This window comes from Microbacterium sp. LB12 (assembly GCF_037150835.1).
Taxonomy (GTDB): domain Bacteria; phylum Actinomycetota; class Actinomycetes; order Actinomycetales; family Microbacteriaceae; genus Microbacterium.
The window spans coordinates 97,382-114,488 of record NZ_JBBCPF010000005.1 but is presented as its reverse complement, the minus strand read 5'-3'; the positions used below and the strand labels follow the sequence as shown (position 1 = coordinate 114,488).

General features: G+C 69.6%; 14 protein-coding genes. 1 reads left to right on the top strand and 13 read right to left on the bottom strand.

Annotation, left to right across the window (positions count from 1 at the left end; genetic code table 11):
- Nucleotides 1-67: 67 nt before the first annotated feature.
- The 3 genes from WFM69_RS10775 to WFM69_RS10765 all read right to left on the bottom strand — a co-directional run bounded on the left by WFM69_RS10775 (nucleotide 68) and on the right by WFM69_RS10765 (nucleotide 6,869).
- A complete protein-coding gene (locus WFM69_RS10775) occupies nucleotides 68-4,669 on the bottom strand; it encodes an ExeM/NucH family extracellular endonuclease (RefSeq protein WP_337004464.1) in 4,602 nt (1,533 codons plus the stop codon).
- Between the two features lie 267 nt (nucleotides 4,670-4,936).
- Nucleotides 4,937-5,695 (bottom strand): SURF1 family protein, encoded by a 759-nt coding sequence (locus WFM69_RS10770; RefSeq protein WP_337004781.1) that lies wholly within the window; start codon nucleotides 5,693-5,695, stop codon nucleotides 4,937-4,939.
- A gap of 58 nt (nucleotides 5,696-5,753) precedes the next feature.
- Nucleotides 5,754-6,869 (bottom strand): GuaB3 family IMP dehydrogenase-related protein, encoded by a 1,116-nt coding sequence (locus WFM69_RS10765; RefSeq protein ID WP_337004779.1) that lies wholly within the window; start codon nucleotides 6,867-6,869, stop codon nucleotides 5,754-5,756.
- 74 nt (nucleotides 6,870-6,943) lie between these two features.
- On the opposite strand from WFM69_RS10765, the gene WFM69_RS10760 reads away from it, so the two are divergent.
- A complete protein-coding gene (locus WFM69_RS10760) occupies nucleotides 6,944-8,029 on the top strand; it encodes an FAD-dependent oxidoreductase (protein ID WP_337004462.1) in 1,086 nt (361 codons plus the stop codon).
- A gap of 6 nt (nucleotides 8,030-8,035) precedes the next feature.
- Here WFM69_RS10760 and WFM69_RS10755 read toward each other — a convergent pair whose 3' ends face one another.
- The 10 genes from WFM69_RS10755 to WFM69_RS10710 all read right to left on the bottom strand — a co-directional run bounded on the left by WFM69_RS10755 (nucleotide 8,036) and on the right by WFM69_RS10710 (nucleotide 16,995).
- The gene (locus WFM69_RS10755; protein WP_337004460.1) at nucleotides 8,036-9,724 is read right to left on the bottom strand and encodes an ABC-F family ATP-binding cassette domain-containing protein; all 1,689 of its coding nucleotides are present in this window, start codon (nucleotides 9,722-9,724) and stop codon (nucleotides 8,036-8,038) included.
- 104 nt (nucleotides 9,725-9,828) lie between these two features.
- The gene (locus WFM69_RS10750; RefSeq protein ID WP_337004458.1) at nucleotides 9,829-10,194 is read right to left on the bottom strand and encodes a type II toxin-antitoxin system VapC family toxin; all 366 of its coding nucleotides are present in this window, start codon (nucleotides 10,192-10,194) and stop codon (nucleotides 9,829-9,831) included.
- Nucleotides 10,191-10,439, bottom strand: a complete 249-nt coding sequence (locus WFM69_RS10745) for an AbrB/MazE/SpoVT family DNA-binding domain-containing protein (RefSeq protein ID WP_337004456.1) — start codon at nucleotides 10,437-10,439, stop codon at nucleotides 10,191-10,193. The genes WFM69_RS10750 and WFM69_RS10745 overlap by 4 nt, the downstream gene beginning before the upstream one ends.
- Before the next feature lie 37 nt (nucleotides 10,440-10,476).
- Nucleotides 10,477-12,282, bottom strand: coding sequence for an ATP-binding protein (locus tag WFM69_RS10740; RefSeq protein ID WP_337004454.1), 1,806 nt, complete (start codon nucleotides 12,280-12,282; stop codon nucleotides 10,477-10,479).
- Nucleotides 12,279-12,626 carry a response regulator gene (locus WFM69_RS10735; RefSeq protein WP_337004452.1) on the bottom strand — a complete coding sequence of 116 codons (348 nt, stop codon included), beginning with the start codon at nucleotides 12,624-12,626 and terminating at the stop codon, nucleotides 12,279-12,281. The genes WFM69_RS10740 and WFM69_RS10735 overlap by 4 nt, the downstream gene beginning before the upstream one ends.
- Nucleotides 12,623-12,769 carry a hypothetical protein gene (locus tag WFM69_RS10730; protein WP_337004450.1) on the bottom strand — a complete coding sequence of 49 codons (147 nt, stop codon included), beginning with the start codon at nucleotides 12,767-12,769 and terminating at the stop codon, nucleotides 12,623-12,625. The genes WFM69_RS10735 and WFM69_RS10730 overlap by 4 nt, the downstream gene beginning before the upstream one ends.
- The gene (locus WFM69_RS10725; protein WP_337004448.1) at nucleotides 12,766-14,253 is read right to left on the bottom strand and encodes a glycosyltransferase family 2 protein; all 1,488 of its coding nucleotides are present in this window, start codon (nucleotides 14,251-14,253) and stop codon (nucleotides 12,766-12,768) included. Before WFM69_RS10725 ends, WFM69_RS10730 begins: the two co-directional genes overlap by 4 nt.
- Complete coding sequence (locus WFM69_RS10720) at nucleotides 14,253-14,966, bottom strand: PHP domain-containing protein (protein WP_337004446.1); 714 nt, start codon at nucleotides 14,964-14,966, stop codon at nucleotides 14,253-14,255. The genes WFM69_RS10725 and WFM69_RS10720 overlap by 1 nt, the downstream gene beginning before the upstream one ends.
- Nucleotides 14,963-15,952 (bottom strand): ATP-grasp domain-containing protein, encoded by a 990-nt coding sequence (locus WFM69_RS10715; RefSeq protein ID WP_337004444.1) that lies wholly within the window; start codon nucleotides 15,950-15,952, stop codon nucleotides 14,963-14,965. The genes WFM69_RS10720 and WFM69_RS10715 overlap by 4 nt, the downstream gene beginning before the upstream one ends.
- Nucleotides 15,952-16,995 carry a response regulator gene (locus WFM69_RS10710; protein ID WP_337004442.1) on the bottom strand — a complete coding sequence of 348 codons (1,044 nt, stop codon included), beginning with the start codon at nucleotides 16,993-16,995 and terminating at the stop codon, nucleotides 15,952-15,954. Before WFM69_RS10710 ends, WFM69_RS10715 begins: the two co-directional genes overlap by 1 nt.
- Between the last annotated feature and the right edge of the window lie 112 nt (nucleotides 16,996-17,107).

Genomic DNA, 17,107 nt, shown 5'->3' with positions numbered 1-17,107 from the left:
GCGAGCGCACGACGAAGGCCGCCGGGATCGCTCCCGACGGCCTTCGCCCGTGTCGTCCGCTACCGGATCAGAACCATCCGATCAGGAGGTTCCAGAGCCAGTCGAGGATCGCGCCGATGATGCCACCGGCACGGTTCACGGTGACCACGGCGGTCGCCGCATCCCCATCCGCCTGCGACGCCGCCACCGTGTACTTGCCGGAGGGCGCGCTCTTGGGCACCGTCACCTGGGTGCTGAACGTGCCGTCCGCCCCCACCTGGACCGTGCCGACCTGGACCGGCTTGCCCTTCTTCGGACGCAGCTCGATGCTCACCGTCTCGCCGGGCACGTACCCCTCACCGGTGACCTTGAGCGTCTTGCCCGCCGTCACCTTGGACGAGCCGAGGGTGATGGTCCCTGCGAAGGCGGCCTCACCCGCGATCGTGAACGGCACGTGCACAGTCGTGCCCGTCGCCGGGACGTCGACCGTCAGCACCTGCGGGCCGAACACGCCGGACGGAACCGTGAAGGTCAGGCTGGCGCGCCCGCCCTCGTCGGTGGTGTCGACGACCGCCGGGTCGACGGTGCCGGTCGCGAGCTGCGTGCCGCCGAGCGACAGCGTCACCGCCCCCGGAGCCGGCTCGCCCGCGCTGAACGCCAGCGAGGAGAGCGACACGGTCACCTGGTCACCGGCGCTGTAACCGTCGGCATCGGCCGGGCTGACCTTGACGCCGACCGCACGCTGGGCGTAGTCGGGGCTGGCGGTCTTGTTCGCATCGAACCAGTCGACCATCGACTGCAGGTCGATCTTGCCGGTGTCACGCTTGCCCGTGCCCTCCTTGAAGGTGAAGAAGTTGTCTCCACCCGCCGCGAGGAACGAGTTGGCGGCGACCGTGTAGTTCGCGGCCGGATCGATCGCCGTGCCGTTGAGCGTGAGCGAGGTGATCCGCGAACCCTGCGCCGCGGCGGGGTCGTACGTGTAGACCAGCCCCTTCGAGACGCCGAGCTTGAGGAACGGACGCGCCGAACCCGCCGGCTGCCACTGCTCCTCGAGCACGCCCTTCAGCTGCGCACCCGTGAGCGTCAGCGTCACCAAGGTGTTGGCGAACGGCTGGACCGTCGCCGCCTCGCGGTAGGTGACGTTGCCGTCGGGGTCGGATGCTCCGGCCGAAGCGTACGTGAGGTTGGCACGGATGCCACCCGGGTTCATGATCGCCACATCGGCGCCCGTGGACCACTTCTGCACGTCGGCGACGAAGTTGCCGATCGTCGACTCGCCACCGCGGTTCTCCGACCCGTTCGTCTGCCGCGCCCGGTTGAAGTCGGCGGTGATGTCTCCGACCTTGATCGCCCCCAGCACGTCGGCCTCGGCCTTCGCCTTGGCGACGATGTCGGCGACCTCCGGAACAGCCGGGTACAGCGGCTTGCCCGCAGCGGTGAGGGGCTTGATCTCGTTGGTGATCGAGATCAGGTCCTTCGTCTTCGGGTCGACCTGGAGGTTCATCAGACCCAGGTTCTCGCCGTACTGCCCCGCGGAGACGACCGGACGGCCGTCGATCACGTGGTTGTACGCGAGGTGCGTGTGCGCCGACACGATGGCATCGACATCGTCATCGACCCCGTAGACGATCTCGCCGAGCGGCGAATCCGGGGTGATGCTGGACAGCTCGACGCTCGATGCGCCCTCGTGCACGAGGAGGATGACGACATCCGCCTCGCCGTTGGACTCATCGCCGTCGCGCAGGTCGTCGGCCACGGCGTTCACGGAGTCGACGATGCTTCGCACCTCGAGGTCCTTGATGCCCTCGGGTGAGACGAGCGAGTCGAGATCCTCGGTCACGGCGCCGACGAATCCGACTCGCACACCGTCGAGCTCCTTGACCCACGCCGGTGCGAGTGCCGGCTGACCCGTCTCGGTGACGAACACGTTCGACGAGATGTACTCCCAGTCCGCGCGGTCCTGCACGCGGTCGCGCAGGTCCTCCCAGCCCTGGTCGAACTCGTGGTTGCCGGCGGCGCTGACATCGAGACCGGCGGCGTTGAGCGCGTCGATCGTCGGGTTGTCGTCGTTGATGAACGACGTGAACGTCGACGCACCGATCAGGTCGCCGGCACCGGCGAAGATCGTGTTCGGGTTCGCGTCGCGGAACTGCTTGACCGCGCCGGCCAGGACCGCAGCACCCGCGGCGGCCCCGTCGGCCTCGATCCGACCGTGGAAGTCGTTGACCGTGACCACGTCGATGCTGACCGGCGGGGTCTCCGCCGAGACGCCGACGATGATCGGGTCGTGGTCGCTGGAACGGTAGGGCGTGCCCTGCTCGGTGGCGCCGAACGCGTAGCCGCGGTCGCTCCACTCCGGCGAGTTGATGCCCCAGACCGCCGCACCCGTGATCGACGAGGCGAGCGACGGCGACGCGATCACGTGATCGAGCGAGCCGAGCTCGCCGTCGAACGTGTACGTGTACTGGCCGGAGGCCTTGTCGGCGACGAGGTCGCTCCACCCGTTCGAGGTGAACACGTCGATCGGGTCTTCCTTGCCGTACGCGTTGAAGTCGCCGATCAGCAGCATGTCGCCGCTTCCGGTGGTCTCCTCGATCTGGTCTGTGAAGGCGAGGATCGCGTTGGCCTGCTTCACACGGTCGGCGTTGAAGAAGCCCTGGCCGTCGGCCGGCTCCGCTCCCGCGCCAGTGGGCGGCGACTTGGACTTCAGGTGGTTCGCGACCACGGTGACCACGCGACCGTCGATGTCGAACGCCTGCGCGATCGGCTCACGGGCGTTGCCCCACACGGTCTCGTCGGTGACGGTGATGCTGTCGCCGACGCGCTTCACGGCGTCCTTCTTGTAGATGATCGCGTTGGTGATGTAGTCGGTGGTGGCCGCATCGTTCAGCGCCGCGGGCGTGGGCACGTAGCCCCACACGTCGCTGCCCGCGTCGGCGTTGAGACCGGCGACCAGGTCCTTGAGGGCCGTGTCGATGGGCTTGCCGAGCTTCACGGAGTTCTCGATCTCCATGAGCGAGACGATGTCGGCGTCCAGGCCGTTGATCGCCGCGACGATCTTCGACTTCTGGATCGCGAACTGCGCCGCGTTCGCCGCACCACGGGCGTCGGCGTTCTCGCTCTTCAACGTCGTGAAGTAGTTGTAGACGTTGAAGGACGCGACCTGCACGTCGCCGCCGACCTCGGGTGCACTCTCGGTCCGCGGGTTCGAGGACTCGAATCCGACCTTGAGGTTCGCGGGCGAGGAGTCGTCGATGGGCACGACCGGCTGCAGACGCCAGTCGTCGAAGCCCCACTGGAGCACGTAGCCGTTGTCGCTGAAGTCGACGATGTCGCCGTTTCGGACGACCGTGTCCTTCGTGAAGTACGGCTGCTCACCGGGGTGACCGCTGTTGGAGACCTGGATCGACCAGCCGTCGTCCAGCAGGATGCGGTTGGCGCGGTTCGCCGCGGCGATCGCTGCGGCGTCGGCACCCGGACGCGTGGTCTCGGTGCTCTTCACGTTCAGCGCGTCGCCGGCGTTGAGCCAGAGCGTGCCGAAGTTGAACAGCTGGTGGCTGGACGCGAGCCGGTAGGTGCCCTCGGGGGCGACCAGCATGTTCTCGTACTGCTCGCGATCCGCACCCTGCACCGTGGCGGGCAGCGGCGTCACCGCAGGCACGCCGACGCCCGCGGTGACCACGGTGACGTCGGTCGCCGTGGCGGGGTTGAGCTGCGTCTGGCCGAAGTACTCGCTGACCGAGCCCGTCACCGAGACGAGGTCGCCGATCGCGAGCGTCGGTGCGAGCGCGTTGAGGAACACGAACACGCCGTCGGATGCACCGGGGGTCGCGTCGTTCGTGCCGCCCGAGCCCTGCGTCTGGATGACGATGCCCTTGTAGCCGCCCGTGCGGTAATCCGCCGTGACGACGCCCTCGACCTTGACCGTCTGTCCGTTCAGCGGCGAGACATCGGTCGTGCCCTGCACCTCGGCGATGGTCGCCGTCTTCGGCTCCGTGCCCGGATCCGTACCGGGGTCGGTGCCCGGATCGGTGCCGCCCGAGTTCTGCGGCGTGATCGTCGCCGACAGCGTGAAGTCCGCTCCGTTGTCGTCCGTGTCGACCCCGCCCGTGCGGTTCAGCGACTTGACGTCGGTGTTGCCGGCCGGCGCTTTCGCCACCGTGCCCTCGAAGGTGTTCGAGGTGCCGTATCCGAGCAGGTCGACGACGCCGTCCACGCCGACCGTCGACCCGGGAGTCAGCGCGACGGCTGCCGTGCCCTCGACCAGTGCGAGGGTGCCGGTCGTGCCGCTCGGGGTGAGGGTGCTCACCGCGTCGGGGGTCGGCAGCTCGGCACCGTTCGCGCCGTTGCTGTTGCCCTGCACGAGGTAGTAGCCGCCGGCGGGGATGACACCGGTCAGCGGCGCCACGCCGTTGAAGTTCCCGGTGCCGGTCGCCGAGCGGTACTGCAACGACATGCCGTCGAGAGTGATGGGCGCGGCGGTCGGGTTGTACAGCTCCACGAACTTGTTCTTGAACGCGGCGCCGGCGCTGCCTCCGGAGAGGTACGCCTCGTTGATCACCACCCCCGTCCCGGTCGTGTCGGCGGCGGCGGGAACGGCGGCCAGCGAGCCGAGGCTCAGCGCGGCCACGCAGGTCACGGCGAGAGCGCCGATGCGCCCCCTGGTTCTGCGGTGCGAGGTCGGAGCCATGCGGCTCTCCTCGCCTGGAGCGGACATCATCGGTGCTGTCTCCTCGATCGTGGGTCGACACTTCTCAGGACTGTCACGGCACGCTGGGGAAACTCCCAGCCTGCTCACATGGAGCGAGCATACGGAGCGGTTCAGGCATCCTCAATGGAGTTTCCTGATTCGTCATCCAGCGCTCACCGGACGTCCGCGACGACCCCTGACGAAGGTCTCTATCGCAGCGCGAGAGCACGCAGATGCGCACCAGGACGCGCGCAGATGCGCGTGCGATCAGGCGGTTTCGGAAGCCGCCGCGTCGTCGAACTCCTCGACCTCGCGCTCCCACGCATCCTTCGCCAGGCGGTACCAGAGGTAGAACGCGAAGCCCGCGAAGATCGCCCACTCGACGGCGTAGAACACGTTGAGCCAGTTCACCGGAGACATCTCGTCCGGTGCCGGGGAGGAGATGTCGACGAGTCCGGCGGTCGCCGTCGTCGATGCCAGATACGGCCGGTAGACGTCGAGCCCCTCGACGTCGTGCCACCGGCTGAGGAGCGCCGCGGGCGACATCCGGTCGAGCTGATACGGATCGCTCCGCGGCGGCACTCGCGGACCCTCATCGGAGATCACTCGTCCGGAGACCTCGACCACGGAGCCGTCGGCGCCCGCCTCGAGCTCTTTCACCGCCGCATCCGCGGTGGCACGGTCGGGAGCCCAGCCGATCGCGACCGCGATCGACACGCGCTCGGCGACGCGCAGCTGACCGGTCACCCAGTAACCCTGCACGTCGTCGTTGAAGCGGCTCGACACCACGAGGAAGTCCTCGGGGACCCAGACGCCCGCGGTCTCGACCCGCTGACCCACGAGCGGCTCGGGAAGGTACGCACCCGGCTGCAGCACCTCGGTGAGCGGCTGCACCTGCTCGGTGGCTCCCGGCTTCGGCGGATCGGTCTCGATCGCGCGCTCCAGCTGCCACTGGCCCAGCCAGGCGAACACGCCCGCCACGAGCAGGCAGAGCAGGAGCATCCCGATCCAGCGTCCCCGGAGCATGACCTCGCGGAGAGTCGGGGGGAACAGAGCAGGAGTGGTCACGGTGAAGCGCTGGACCTCAGGCCTCGTATGGTGCGAGCACGACCTCGACCCGCTGGAACTCCTTGAGGTCGGAGTAGCCGGTGGTCGCCATCGACTTGCGCAGGGCGCCGATCAGGTTCGCGGTGCCGTCGGCGACGGGCGCGGGACCGTAGAGGATCTCCTCGAGCGTGCCGATACCGCCGACCTCGACCCGACGGCCGCGCGGCAGCTTCGGGTGGTGGGCCTCGGGACCCCAGTGGAATCCGCGACCGGGCGCATCCGTGGCACGAGCGAGCGCGACGCCGAGCATGACCGCATCGGCCCCCATCGCGAGCGCCTTGACGATGTCGCCGGACGTGCCGACCCCGCCGTCTGCGATCACGTGCACGTAGCGTCCGCCGGACTCGTCGAGGTAGTCGCGGCGCGCGGCCGCGACATCGGACACCGCGGTCGCCATGGGGGCGTGGATGCCGAGGGTGGCGCGCGTCGTCGACGCCGCTCCCCCGCCGAAGCCGACGAGCACACCCGCGGCCCCAGTGCGCATCAGGTGCAGGGCCGCCGTGTACGTGGCCGCACCGCCGACGATCACGGGGACGTCGAGGTCGTAGATGAACTTCTTGAGGTTCAGGGGCTCGGCGACGCTGGAGACGTGCTCGGCAGACACCGTGGTGCCGCGGATCACGAACAGATCGACGCCCGCCGCGGCGACGGTGTCGTAGTACTCCTGGGTGCGCTGCGGAGTGAGCGACCCGGCCACGGTGACGCCGGCCTCGCGGATCTCGGCGAGACGGCTCGTGATGAGCTCGGGCTTGATCGGCTCCGAGTACAGCTCCTGCATGCGCACGGTGGCCTGGTCGTCGGTGAGACCGGCGATCTCCGCGAGCAGCGGCTCGGGGTTCTCGTACCGCGTCCACAGCCCTTCGAGGTCGAGCACGCCCAGTCCGCCCAGCTGCCCGAGCATGATCGCGGTCTGCGGGCTCACCACCGAGTCCATCGGGGCGCCGAGCACCGGAATCTCGAAGCCGAAGGCGTCGATGGTCCAGGCCGTCGACACATCCTCGGGGTTGCGCGTGCGCCGGGAAGGCACCACCGCGATGTCATCGAACGTGTACGCGCGACGGGCGCGCTTTCCTCGGCCGAGCTCGATCTCCATGGTCACCCCTCCAGCCTACCGGGCCGCCGCGCGCCCCCATGGCTGGGAGACTGGATCCGAGTGCGGGAGGCAGCATGCGAACGGAAGCCGTGGATGTCGTCGTCGTGGGCGGCGGCGTGATGGGACTCGCGACCGCGTGGGAGCTCACCCGACGCGGTCGGCGCCCGGTGGTGCTCGAGCGCTTCGCCCGCGGCCACCACGAGGGGGCGTCGCACGGCGCCACCCGCAACTTCAACAACGCCTACAGCGAAGACCACTACCTCGACCTGCTCGTGCGCGCCCGCGAAGGATGGGACGCGCTCGGCAGCGTCGACGGCGAACCGCTGCTGCGGCTGCACGGCCTCGTGACGCACGGACGCGTCGACGTCTCCGCCGTGCAGAACGGACTCGCCGCGCGCGGGATCCCCTCGACGGTGCTGACCCCGGCCGAGGCCGCAGCACGCTGGTCGGGGATGCGCTTCGAGGGCGCTGTGCTGTGGTCGGCCGACGCGGGAGTGGTGCGTGCCGCGGCGGCCCTGCGCGAACTGGAGCGGCGGATCGACGCAGGCGGCGGCGAGGTGCGCTGGAACACCCTCGTCGCGCACGTGGGCGAGAACCCCGATCACGCCGTGGTCGCCCTCGCCGACGGAGACCGGCTGCACGCCGAGACCGTCGTCGTGACGGCCGGCGCGTGGACCGGCGGACTGCTCGGCCAGGTCGGGCTGCCCCGGCTGCGGGTGACCGAGGAGACGCCTGCGCACTTCCAGCCTCGGTCCGGCTCCTCCTGGCCGTCGTTCAACCACGAGGTCGACCCTGCCGCCTATCCGGCCATGGTCTACGGCATGCCCACGCCCGGCGAAGGCGTCAAGGTCGGCTTCCACCGCGTGGGCGACGAGATCGACCCGGATGCCCGACCGCACCTGCCGACCCACCAGCGCGCGCTCGCAGAATATGTGCGGGAGTGGATGCCCGGGCTCGACCCCGAATCCGCCGTGCCGATCAGCTGCACCTACACGTCGACCGACGATGCCGCCTTCGTGCTCGATCGCCGGGGACGGCTCGTCGTGGGTGCCGGGTTCTCCGGGCACGGCTTCAAGTTCGCGCCCGGCGTCGGAGGGGTCCTGGCCGATCTCGTCCTGGACCCCGCCGCACGCGCCGCCGCGCCGTTCCGGCTGCGCTGAGCCGCCTCAGCGCGCGCGGGCGACGCGCTTCTCGTCCCACACGGGCTCGTCCGACTCGTAGACCTCGCCATCGGCGCCGAACACGAGGAAACGGTCGAAGGATCGCGCGAACCAGCGGTCGTGCGTCACCGCGAGCACGGTGCCCTCGAACCGCAGGAGCGCGTCCTCCAGCGCCTCGGCCGATTCCAGGTCGAGGTTGTCGGTCGGCTCGTCCAGCAGGAGCAGGGTCGCCCCGGACAGCTCCAGCAGCAGCACCTGGAACCGGGCCTGCTGGCCACCGGACAGCGAATCGAACGTCTGCTGCGCCTGCCGCACGAGGCCGTAGCGATCGAGCGCGGAACTCGCCGCATCCCGTGGCATCCCGGCGCGCCGGTCGTCGCCGCGGTGCAGGATCTCGAGGAGCGTGCGCCCCACGAACTCGGGATGCGCGTGCGTCTGGGCGAACAGGCCCGGCACCACGCGCGCGCCGAGGACGGCCCGACCCGTATGGGCGACCGCGCTCAGGTCCTCGCCCGTGGACGTCACGTGGCCGAGCGTCGCATCCGGGTCGCTGCCACCACGGGCGAGCAGCCGCAGGAAGTGCGACTTGCCCGATCCGTTCGAACCGAGCACCGCGACCCGGTCTCCGTACCAGACCTCCGCGTCGAACGCTCGCATGAGGCCGGTGAGCTCCAGGCGCTCGGCCACCACGGCCCGCTTGCCGGTGCGGGCGCCGCGCAGACGCATGTCGAACTCCTGCGTCGGTGGACGCTCCTCGGGAGGGCCCGCCTCCTCGAACTTGCGCAGGCGGGTCTGCGCCGCCTGGTAGCGCGACGCGAAGCCGTCGTTCGCCGCGGCCTTGACCTTGAGGTTCGCGACGAGGGTGCGCAGCTTCTCGTGCTGTTCGTCCCACCGCCGCCGCAGCTCGTCGAGGCGGTCCATCCGGTCGGTGCGCGCCTGCTGGTACGTGGCGAATCCGCCGCCGTGCACCCACGCCGTCGCGCCGGCCGCTCCCGGTTCGAGCGTGATGAGCCGGTCGGCGGCACGCGCGAGCAGTTCGCGGTCGTGCGAGACCAGCAGCACCGTCTTGGGGGTCTGCCGTAGCTGCTCTTCGAGCCAGCGTTTGGTGGGCACGTCGAGGTAGTTGTCCGGCTCGTCCAGCAGCAGCACCGCGTCGGGTCCGCGCAGCAGCGCTTCGAGTGCGAGCCGCTTCTGCTCCCCGCCGGAGAGAGTGGTGAGCTCGCGATACCGCGCACGTTCGAACGGCACGCCCAGCGCGGCGACCGTGCACTGGTCCCACACGGTCTCGTGCTCGTAGCCGCCGGCATCGGCGTACTCGGCGATGGCCGAGGCGTAGGCCATCTGCGTGTCGTGCTCGTCGCGTTCGATCAGCGCGTTCTCCGCCGACTCGAGCGCCTCGGCCGCGGCGCGGATACGTGCGGGGGCCACCCGGACCAGGAGCTGGTGGACGGTCTCGCCCGCTTCACCGTGACCGACGAACTGATCCATGACGCCGAGTCCGCCGTCGATCGTCACGACACCGTCGTCCGCCGCCTGCTCGCCGCGGATGATCCGCAGCAGGGTCGTCTTCCCCGCGCCGTTGGGTCCGATCAGCGCGCTGGTCGAACCAGCGCCCACTCGGAACGTCGCTTCATCGAGAAGCGGTCTGCCGTCCGGAAGCGTCAACGAGACGCCCGAGACATCGATAGAGCCCACTGTGCTGGCCACCTTCCGCCCGCGCACAGCGAGCCGACCAGGATATCAGTTCTGCGGCCACTCCCCGAAGCGGTCTCCGCCAGAGGGCTCGAGGTTGCCCTCCCTCAGCGCCGGAGCTGCTCGATGTGCTCGGACTCGCCCCACGCGCGGTCGGCTGTGAGGACCGGGGCCTCGTAGCGTCGCGCGAGCGCGAGACACAGCCGATCACCGAGCGAGAGCCCGCTCCCGCGCTTCCACAGCGACGCTGCCTCCTCGGCGTCACGCTGCGACACCGGCTCGACGCGCAGTCGGTAGCTGAGGAGCAGGCCGGATGCGACGCCCCAATCGGCGCCGGATGCACGCACCTTCTGCGCGACCTCCGACCAGTTCGCCGCGCCGACGACAGCGCGATCCAGGACTTCCTCCACGCGGTCTGCGCCCGGTTCGCCCTGCAGGAAAGCGAGCAGTGCCGACGCATCCACCACGATCACGCAGCGGCATCCTCAGAACTCGCGGCCGCGCGGCGCTCGGCAAGGAGGGACGCGAGAGGGTCTTTGCCCGCCAGCTGCGCTCTGACCAGGGTCTTGGCCTGCTCGCGGGTGGCCAGGATCACTCCGCCGGACGTCTCGATCATGAGCAGGGGCACGCCCTGCTCCCAGTGCTGACGAGCGCGGAGCTCCGCTGGGACGACCAGGCGACCACGGTCACCCATCGGTGCGACGAAGGTGGTATCCATGCATCCACGGTACCACTGCACCACAGCGGGTGGTACGTCAGTCGGCGTGACTGAGCGTCATCAGCACCTCGGTGCGAGGTGCGGCGGGCAGGACAAGACGGAACTCGGTGCCCACGCCCTCCTGACTCGTCACGTCCATCGAACCGCCGTGCGCGAGCACGATGGCGCGCGTGATCGTGAGTCCGAGGCCCACGCCCGGCACCGCATTGCGCGTCGCCGTCGACGCCCGGAAGAAGCGGGTGAACAGCATCCCCTGCTCGTCCTCCGGGATCCCGATGCCGGTATCGGCGATCGTGATCTCGACGCCACCGTCCTGCTGCCGCAGCCGGGCGGTCACGGTTCCCCCGCTCGGTGTGAACTTGATGGCGTTGGAGAGCAGGTTGTCGATGGCCTGTCCGACCCGTCCTGCATCCACGAAGACGGAGACCACTCCGGGGTCGACGTCGGCCACGAGCTCGATGCCCTCCCGCTGCGCATGCGGGCGCGCCGACGACACCGCGGAACGGACCAGCTCGGCCACATCGGCGTCATCGCGATCCAGCGGGAAACGCCCCGACTCCACCTGTGCGGTGAACAACAGGTCGCCGACGAGATTGAGCAGCCGCTGGGCGTTGCGCTCGATGATGCCCACGAACTCCTGCTGGTCGTCGGTGAGCGGCTGCGAGGGGTCGTTCTGCAGCAGGTCGAGGAAGCCGATGATGGCGCTCAACGGCGTGCGCAGCTCGTGCGAGATCATCCCGACGAACTCGTCCTTCATGCGGGCGACCTCGACCGCCCTGGTCTCGTCGGTGAGCACGAACAGGTACCCCTGCTGCGCACCGCTGCCGTCCTTGTGCGGGCTCACGGTGACGCGCGCGGGAACCGTCGTGCCGCCCGCCGTCACGACCTCCAGGTCGCCATCGGCCGACTGCTCGGCGTCGGCACGGGCGAACAGACCCTTGATGCCCCGCGGCAGGTCCGCATAGCCCTCAGGCAGGGTCTCCGGATCCGGCGCCTCGCCCGGGTGGTCCTCTGCCAGGAGCGACAGCACCGACGACGAGAAGAAGCGGTCGATGCGCACACCCGCGAGCGCCTCGGGGACGGAGAGTCCCAGCAACCGCACGGCTCCCGGGTTCCACGCCGTCACCATCCCGTTGCAGTCGGTCGCGATGACCGCCTGCGCCGTGATCGACGACCACAGGCTCTCGAACGAGTCGAGCAGCTCCCGATACTGCCGTTCCTTGTCGCGCAGCTGCACGATCATCGCGACGTTCTCGGAGAGCGACCTGGTGCGCTCCACGACCTGCTCCTCCGCCTGTTCGACGCGCAGGCGCTGCTGCCGGGCGAGCTGGTTGATGACGGCCGCGACCGCGGAGAACACCAACGGCCCCACCACGCCGCGCAGCCACTCGGCCGAGGTCTCCGGCGGGTCGGTGAAGTACGGCATCAGCAGGGCGATCGAGGTCAGTCCGCCGACCACGAACACCCAGCGGATACCGGGAGCCGCCGCCAACCACACGACGGGAAGCAGGACGAGCGACGAGAAGAGGGAGGTGGCGCCGCCCGTGCCGGTGCGGAACAGGCCGAGACCGACGATGTCGACGATGGGGATGATCAGCACGGCCCAGCCGTCGTACACGCCCCGGGCCGTCAGCACGCCCGCGAAGAGAGTGGCTGCGAGGACGACGCCGATCCCTGCGAACGCCGCCATCTCGTGCGTGAACGGCAGGTTCGGGATGAGCCAGGTCAACAGTCCCGCGAGCACCGTCGCGATCACCGTCGGGGCCTGCTTGAGCATCGGGCTCGGATTGTCGAAGACCCGATACCAGCGGTTCTCCGCCCGGTCCAGCGGCGTCGCCCTCATCGCTTCACCCGCGCGAGGATCGCCCGCAGATCCGCACCGACGATCGGCTTCGGGAGCGCCGCATCGGCCGGTGGGTAGTCGGCCGCATCGTAGACCGAGCTGACCACGAGGAAGCAGTCAGGGAACCTCTCCCGCACGAGGCTCGCGCACGCCTGACCCGAGATCCCGGGAAGGAGCAGGTCGAGCACGGCGAGCGCCGGGTCGATGTCGGTGAACGCCGCTATCGCCGTCTCGGCGTCACGGGCGACGAACACGTCGAATCCCTCGCGCTCGAGGTAGCGGCGCAGCAGCGCGGCCTGGTCGGCGGAGTCTTCGACGACCAGGGCGAGCGGCCGTGCGGTCATCGGAGGAACAGCTCTCGCACGATGACGACGACGACGACGACGATCGCGAGGGCGAGGAGCGCCTGCGGGATCAGCCAGCGCTCGCGGCGCGCGTCCGCCGCGATCTCCTCCACCTCGGCGTCGTGTGACGGTGTTGCGGTCATGAGTCGACACGTCCGATCTTCTCGGTCTTGATCCAGGAGGCGTCCGCTCGACGCCATTCTTTGATGTAGGAATCCACGGTGATCGCACAGAGCAGCGATCCGTAGCCGCAGATGTAGAGCAGCAGGCCGGCGAAGAATCGTCCGCCGGGAAGGGGTTCCACCGCCCGGGCCAGCCAGATCCCGAGCATGGAGATCGGGCCCCACAGGTAGAAGATGACTGCCCACAGGAAGCGGGACTGATCGGTCAGCCCCAGCCCGACCGCGGTCAGGAACGACTCGAACGCCCAGGGGAAGAGGGCGACGGCCATGAGGAACAGGGCACCGAGCCCGGGGAACATGATGGCTTCGCGCCAGGAGTGCCGGCCGGTCCGCGGGTCCAACTGCACGGAATACAACATCGAGAAGAGATAGATGCACGCCGCAGCGATCCACATGAAGCGGAACACGAACTCGGCGATGTCGCTGTGCAGGATCAGCAGGGCGAGCATGCCGATCGCCGCGAGGATCATGAACGCAGGCAGCAGCAGGATCGTGAACCAGGCCAGACCGAACGCCACGCTGCCCAGGTTGTGCGCGCGGCTCGGACGGAACCAGAGCTTCTTGTAGATCCCGGTCAGCTGCACGTTTCCTCGCGCCCACCGCAGCCGCTGCTTCCACAGGCTGTCGATGGTCCTCGGCTCCTCGGCGAGCACGACGGCATGCGGCTCGAACACCATGCGGCGCCCGTGGAGCTGGCTCTCGAACGTCGTCATGGTGTCCTCGGCGAGCGTCCCCGTGGGGATCCGCCCTCCGATGGCTTCGAGGTTCGCCCGTGAGTGCAGCTGCGCCCCGCCGGCCAGGCACGCGATCGCACCCCCGACGTTCTGCACCCGACGCGCGGAGAGCTGGCCGATCACGTACTCGATCGCGATGAAGCGCGTCAGGTAGTTGCGGTCGCGGCTGCCCTCGGCGATGTACGCGGTGACCGCACCGACCTTCTCATCGGCGAGATGCCGGGTGAGCTTGCGCAGCGAGTCGCGCGCGAAGATGACGTCGGCGTCCATGATCAGCACGGCCTCGGTCCACTCGTCCGCGAGCACCACGTCGAGTCCGTGGTTGAGGGTGTGCGCCTTCCCCTGGCCGCCCTTCTCCCGCCGCAGATGCACGACCCGCCCCGGGTACGCCCGCTCCTTGGCACCCACGATCGCCGGGGTGTCGTCGGTCGAGGCATCGTCGACGACGAAGACCCGCAGCCGCTCGGCGGGGTACTCCAGCTGGAGCAGCCGCTCGATCGCGGGGCCGATCACGAGCCCCTCGTTCCAGGCCGGGATGATGACCGCCACGCGGGGGTGATACGGCGCCGCCTTGCCGTAGTGGTTGCGGAACGCATGCAACGGCAGCATCAGGAATTGCAGGCCCGTGTTGATCACGGGCAACGTGCCGACCAGCACGAAGAGCAGCAGGATGATGACCAGCACGGTCTCCAGCCAGGTGAGCTCGGGCATCAGGAGACCTCCACCGCGTCGAGCAGCGGGATCACCCGGGAGTACCGACCGACATCCGAGGCGATGTGGCTGTCGGTCGAAGCGACGATCTCCGCACCGACGCGACGCAGGGCCGACAGCGCCTCGACGCCGGGGCACCCCCACTTCTCGTTGACCTCGACGAGCGTGTCGGTCTCCGCCGCCGCGCGCGCCCAGGCCCCGATCCGCTGCGCACCCAGGTCGGCCTCGGAGAGTCCGATCTTCGGCAGGATCGAGAAGCAATGCGCGAGCTGGTTGCCCGGATAGCGGCGCATCGTCGCGACGAGCGCGTCGACGAACTGATCGAGCACGTCGTCGGGGGCCCACCCTCTCGCGATCCGCTCCCGCACCGCCGTGGGACCCAACGGGCCGTCCACGCCGGGGAACTGGTGGTCGGCGATGAGGATGCGATCGACGCCGACCGGCAGCTTCGGAATGTCGAGGGTGCCCGCGACATCGAGGATCTTGGCCTCGACTCCGGTGAGCACGGTGAGTCCTTCGGGCACGTCGAGCGCGCGGACCGCGGCGAGATACTCGGGCACCCAGGTGGTGCTCTGACGCACGTGGTCGACCAGACGCAGCGTCGTGAGTCCGACCGCGGCCGCCGCCTCGACGTTGTGGGCGAGGGTCGAGACGGCGTCGTCCGAGAACGTCGAGTGGACGTGGTGATCGCCGCGGAGTGCCGCGTGGATCACAGCTCCTCCTGGTGCCCCGCATGGTCGGAGACCAGCACGTCGTCGACCTCGACGATCACGTCTTCCAGGAAACGCACCGAGGCGATCTCGCGGAACGGGATCTGCACGGGCAGCTCGCGACCGAGGTACAGGTCGGCCACGAGCGACGGGATGTCGACGCCGGCCGCGATCGTGAGGGGCAGGGCGCCGGGGAAACGCGGATTGACCTCGAGCAGCACGGCGCGCCCGCCGCGGTCGCGGCGCAGCTGCACGTTCGCGACGCCGACGAGGCCGATGGCTCGGGCGATCGCCGCCGCCGTGTCCTCCAGCTCGGGATCGTGCACGGTGCGCCCGGCGATCGCGACACCGGAGTCGACCCTGGCCCGGGTGCGCGGCACCGCGGCGACCACGTTGCCGTCGGCGTCGGCGATCACGTCGACCGAGTACTCCTCCCCCGGGAGGAAGTCCTGCACGATGAGTCCCTCATCGGTCGGCAGCGCTTCGAGTGCGGCGCGGTCGGGCACGAGGCGCACGCCGCGACTGCCCGCCCCCTGGCGCGGCTTGGCGAACACCGGGAACTCCCAGTCGATCGCCTCCGCCGCGCTGCCGGCGAGCACCGTGCGCGGGGTGCGCCCGGTGGACTCGCATCGCACGGCGAGGGCGAGCTTGTCGAGCGCCGTGTTCAGAGTGTCCGCCGAGGGCGCGGCCAGCACCGCGGGCGCCAGCTCCTCCCGCCGACCGGCGAGCGCGATGAGCTCCACGTCGACGGTCGAGATCACCAGGTCGAGCCTGTCCTCGGCGACCATCCGCGCGATCGCGGGCACGAAGTCCTCGTCGCGCCCGGGCGGCACCAGACGACGCTGCTCGGCGGGTACCAGGTAGATGCCGCTGGCCCAGCCATCCATGTCGGCGGCGAACACGGTCAGGTCGGAACGGCGCAGGAGCGAACGGATCACGGCCACACCGGCCGGTCCTCCCGCACCGGTCACCAGCACACGCTGCGTCATCAGCTCTCCCGCCTGCTGAGTTCGTGGGCGCCGATGAACTCGGCGGTCTCGCGGACGACTTCCAGAGGCTCGACAGCCGTTCCCCCGCCGAAGCGCGACCAGTACCGCGCGGTGGCGGTGACGAACTCGGGCGTGAGGTACTCGCGGCTCGACGTCTGGGAGTGGAAGAGCTCCAGCAGTCGCAGTTTCTCGTCGAGGTACTGATCGATGCGGACGAAGCGCGTCGGCCGGAAGTCGATCGTCGATGACGGGCTCTGGTAGCACGCGACCGTGCCCACCCGACGGGTCGCCACGATCGTGGCCTCGTGCACGGCGCGGTGGTCCTGATGGCGGTCGTGGCTGGAGTGGGTGTAGACGATCGTCGGCTGGATCTCCTGCACGACCTCCTCGATGAGGCGCACCGTCGACCCGCCGCCGGAGATCTCCGTGTCGACGAGGTCCTTGAGGAACAGTCGGGCACCGAGCATCTCGGCGACGGCGAGGGATTCGTCCTGCCTGCTGTCGGCGTCGCCGCCGCGCGCGCCGCGCGAGAGCGTGAGGATCGTGATCGAGTCCTGCGCCTGGGCGTGGGCGGCGAGCAGTCCCCCGACGCCGATCTCGACGTCGTCGGGGTGCGCGCCGATCGCCAGCACGACTTCGCGCGGACGCGACTCCTCGCGCCGGCGGCGACCCTCCTCGACCAGCCGCGTGACCGACTCGACCAGCCGCGCGTTGTCGAGGGGCTTGGTGAGGAACTCGTCGGCCTGCGCGCGCAGCGCCGAGACCGCGTACTCCACCGAGACGTGAGCGGTCATCACGATCACCGGAACCGTGGGGATCGTGCGCCGCAGCTCTTCCAGCAGCTCCAGCCCGCTGAGCCCCGGCATCTCGATGTCGGTGATCACGACGTCGGGTTGCACCTGCGCGACTCGTTCGACCGCGCTCCGGCCGTCCTCGGCGAGGTCGACGACGCAGCCGGCTCGCCTCTCGAGCACGGTCTTCACCAGCAGGGCCACATCCGGGTCGTCATCGACGACGAGAACGCGAGGTGCTTCCTCCAGCATGTACAGCTCTCCTTGGGGAGGTTCCCTGCCTGATGGGGATCGGCATCGCGATCTCGGCGCCTTCAACACCGGGACCGCTGGGAAAGTCGAGCGGGGTATGTCGATTCTGGCA

Excerpts from the sequence above, each read along its gene's own strand:
- WFM69_RS10765 (WP_337004779.1), bottom strand. The coding sequence starts at position 6,869 with ATGGAGATCGAGCTCGGCCGAGGAAAGCGCGCCCGTCGCGCGTACACG.
- WFM69_RS10710 (WP_337004442.1), bottom strand. The coding sequence starts at position 16,995 with ATGCTGGAGGAAGCACCTCGCGTTCTCGTCGTCGATGACGACCCGGAT.
- WFM69_RS10730 (WP_337004450.1), bottom strand. The coding sequence starts at position 12,769 with ATGACCGCAACACCGTCACACGACGCCGAGGTGGAGGAGATCGCGGCG.
- WFM69_RS10745 (WP_337004456.1), bottom strand. The coding sequence starts at position 10,439 with ATGGATACCACCTTCGTCGCACCGATGGGTGACCGTGGTCGCCTGGTC.
- WFM69_RS10715 (WP_337004444.1), bottom strand. The coding sequence starts at position 15,952 with ATGACGCAGCGTGTGCTGGTGACCGGTGCGGGAGGACCGGCCGGTGTG.
- WFM69_RS10775 (WP_337004464.1), bottom strand. The coding sequence starts at position 4,669 with ATGGCTCCGACCTCGCACCGCAGAACCAGGGGGCGCATCGGCGCTCTC.
- WFM69_RS10740 (WP_337004454.1), bottom strand. The coding sequence starts at position 12,282 with ATGAGGGCGACGCCGCTGGACCGGGCGGAGAACCGCTGGTATCGGGTC.
- WFM69_RS10725 (WP_337004448.1), bottom strand. The coding sequence starts at position 14,253 with ATGCCCGAGCTCACCTGGCTGGAGACCGTGCTGGTCATCATCCTGCTG.
- WFM69_RS10735 (WP_337004452.1), bottom strand. The coding sequence starts at position 12,626 with ATGACCGCACGGCCGCTCGCCCTGGTCGTCGAAGACTCCGCCGACCAG.
- WFM69_RS10760 (WP_337004462.1), top strand. The coding sequence starts at position 6,944 with ATGCGAACGGAAGCCGTGGATGTCGTCGTCGTGGGCGGCGGCGTGATG.
- WFM69_RS10770 (WP_337004781.1), bottom strand. The coding sequence starts at position 5,695 with ATGCTCCGGGGACGCTGGATCGGGATGCTCCTGCTCTGCCTGCTCGTG.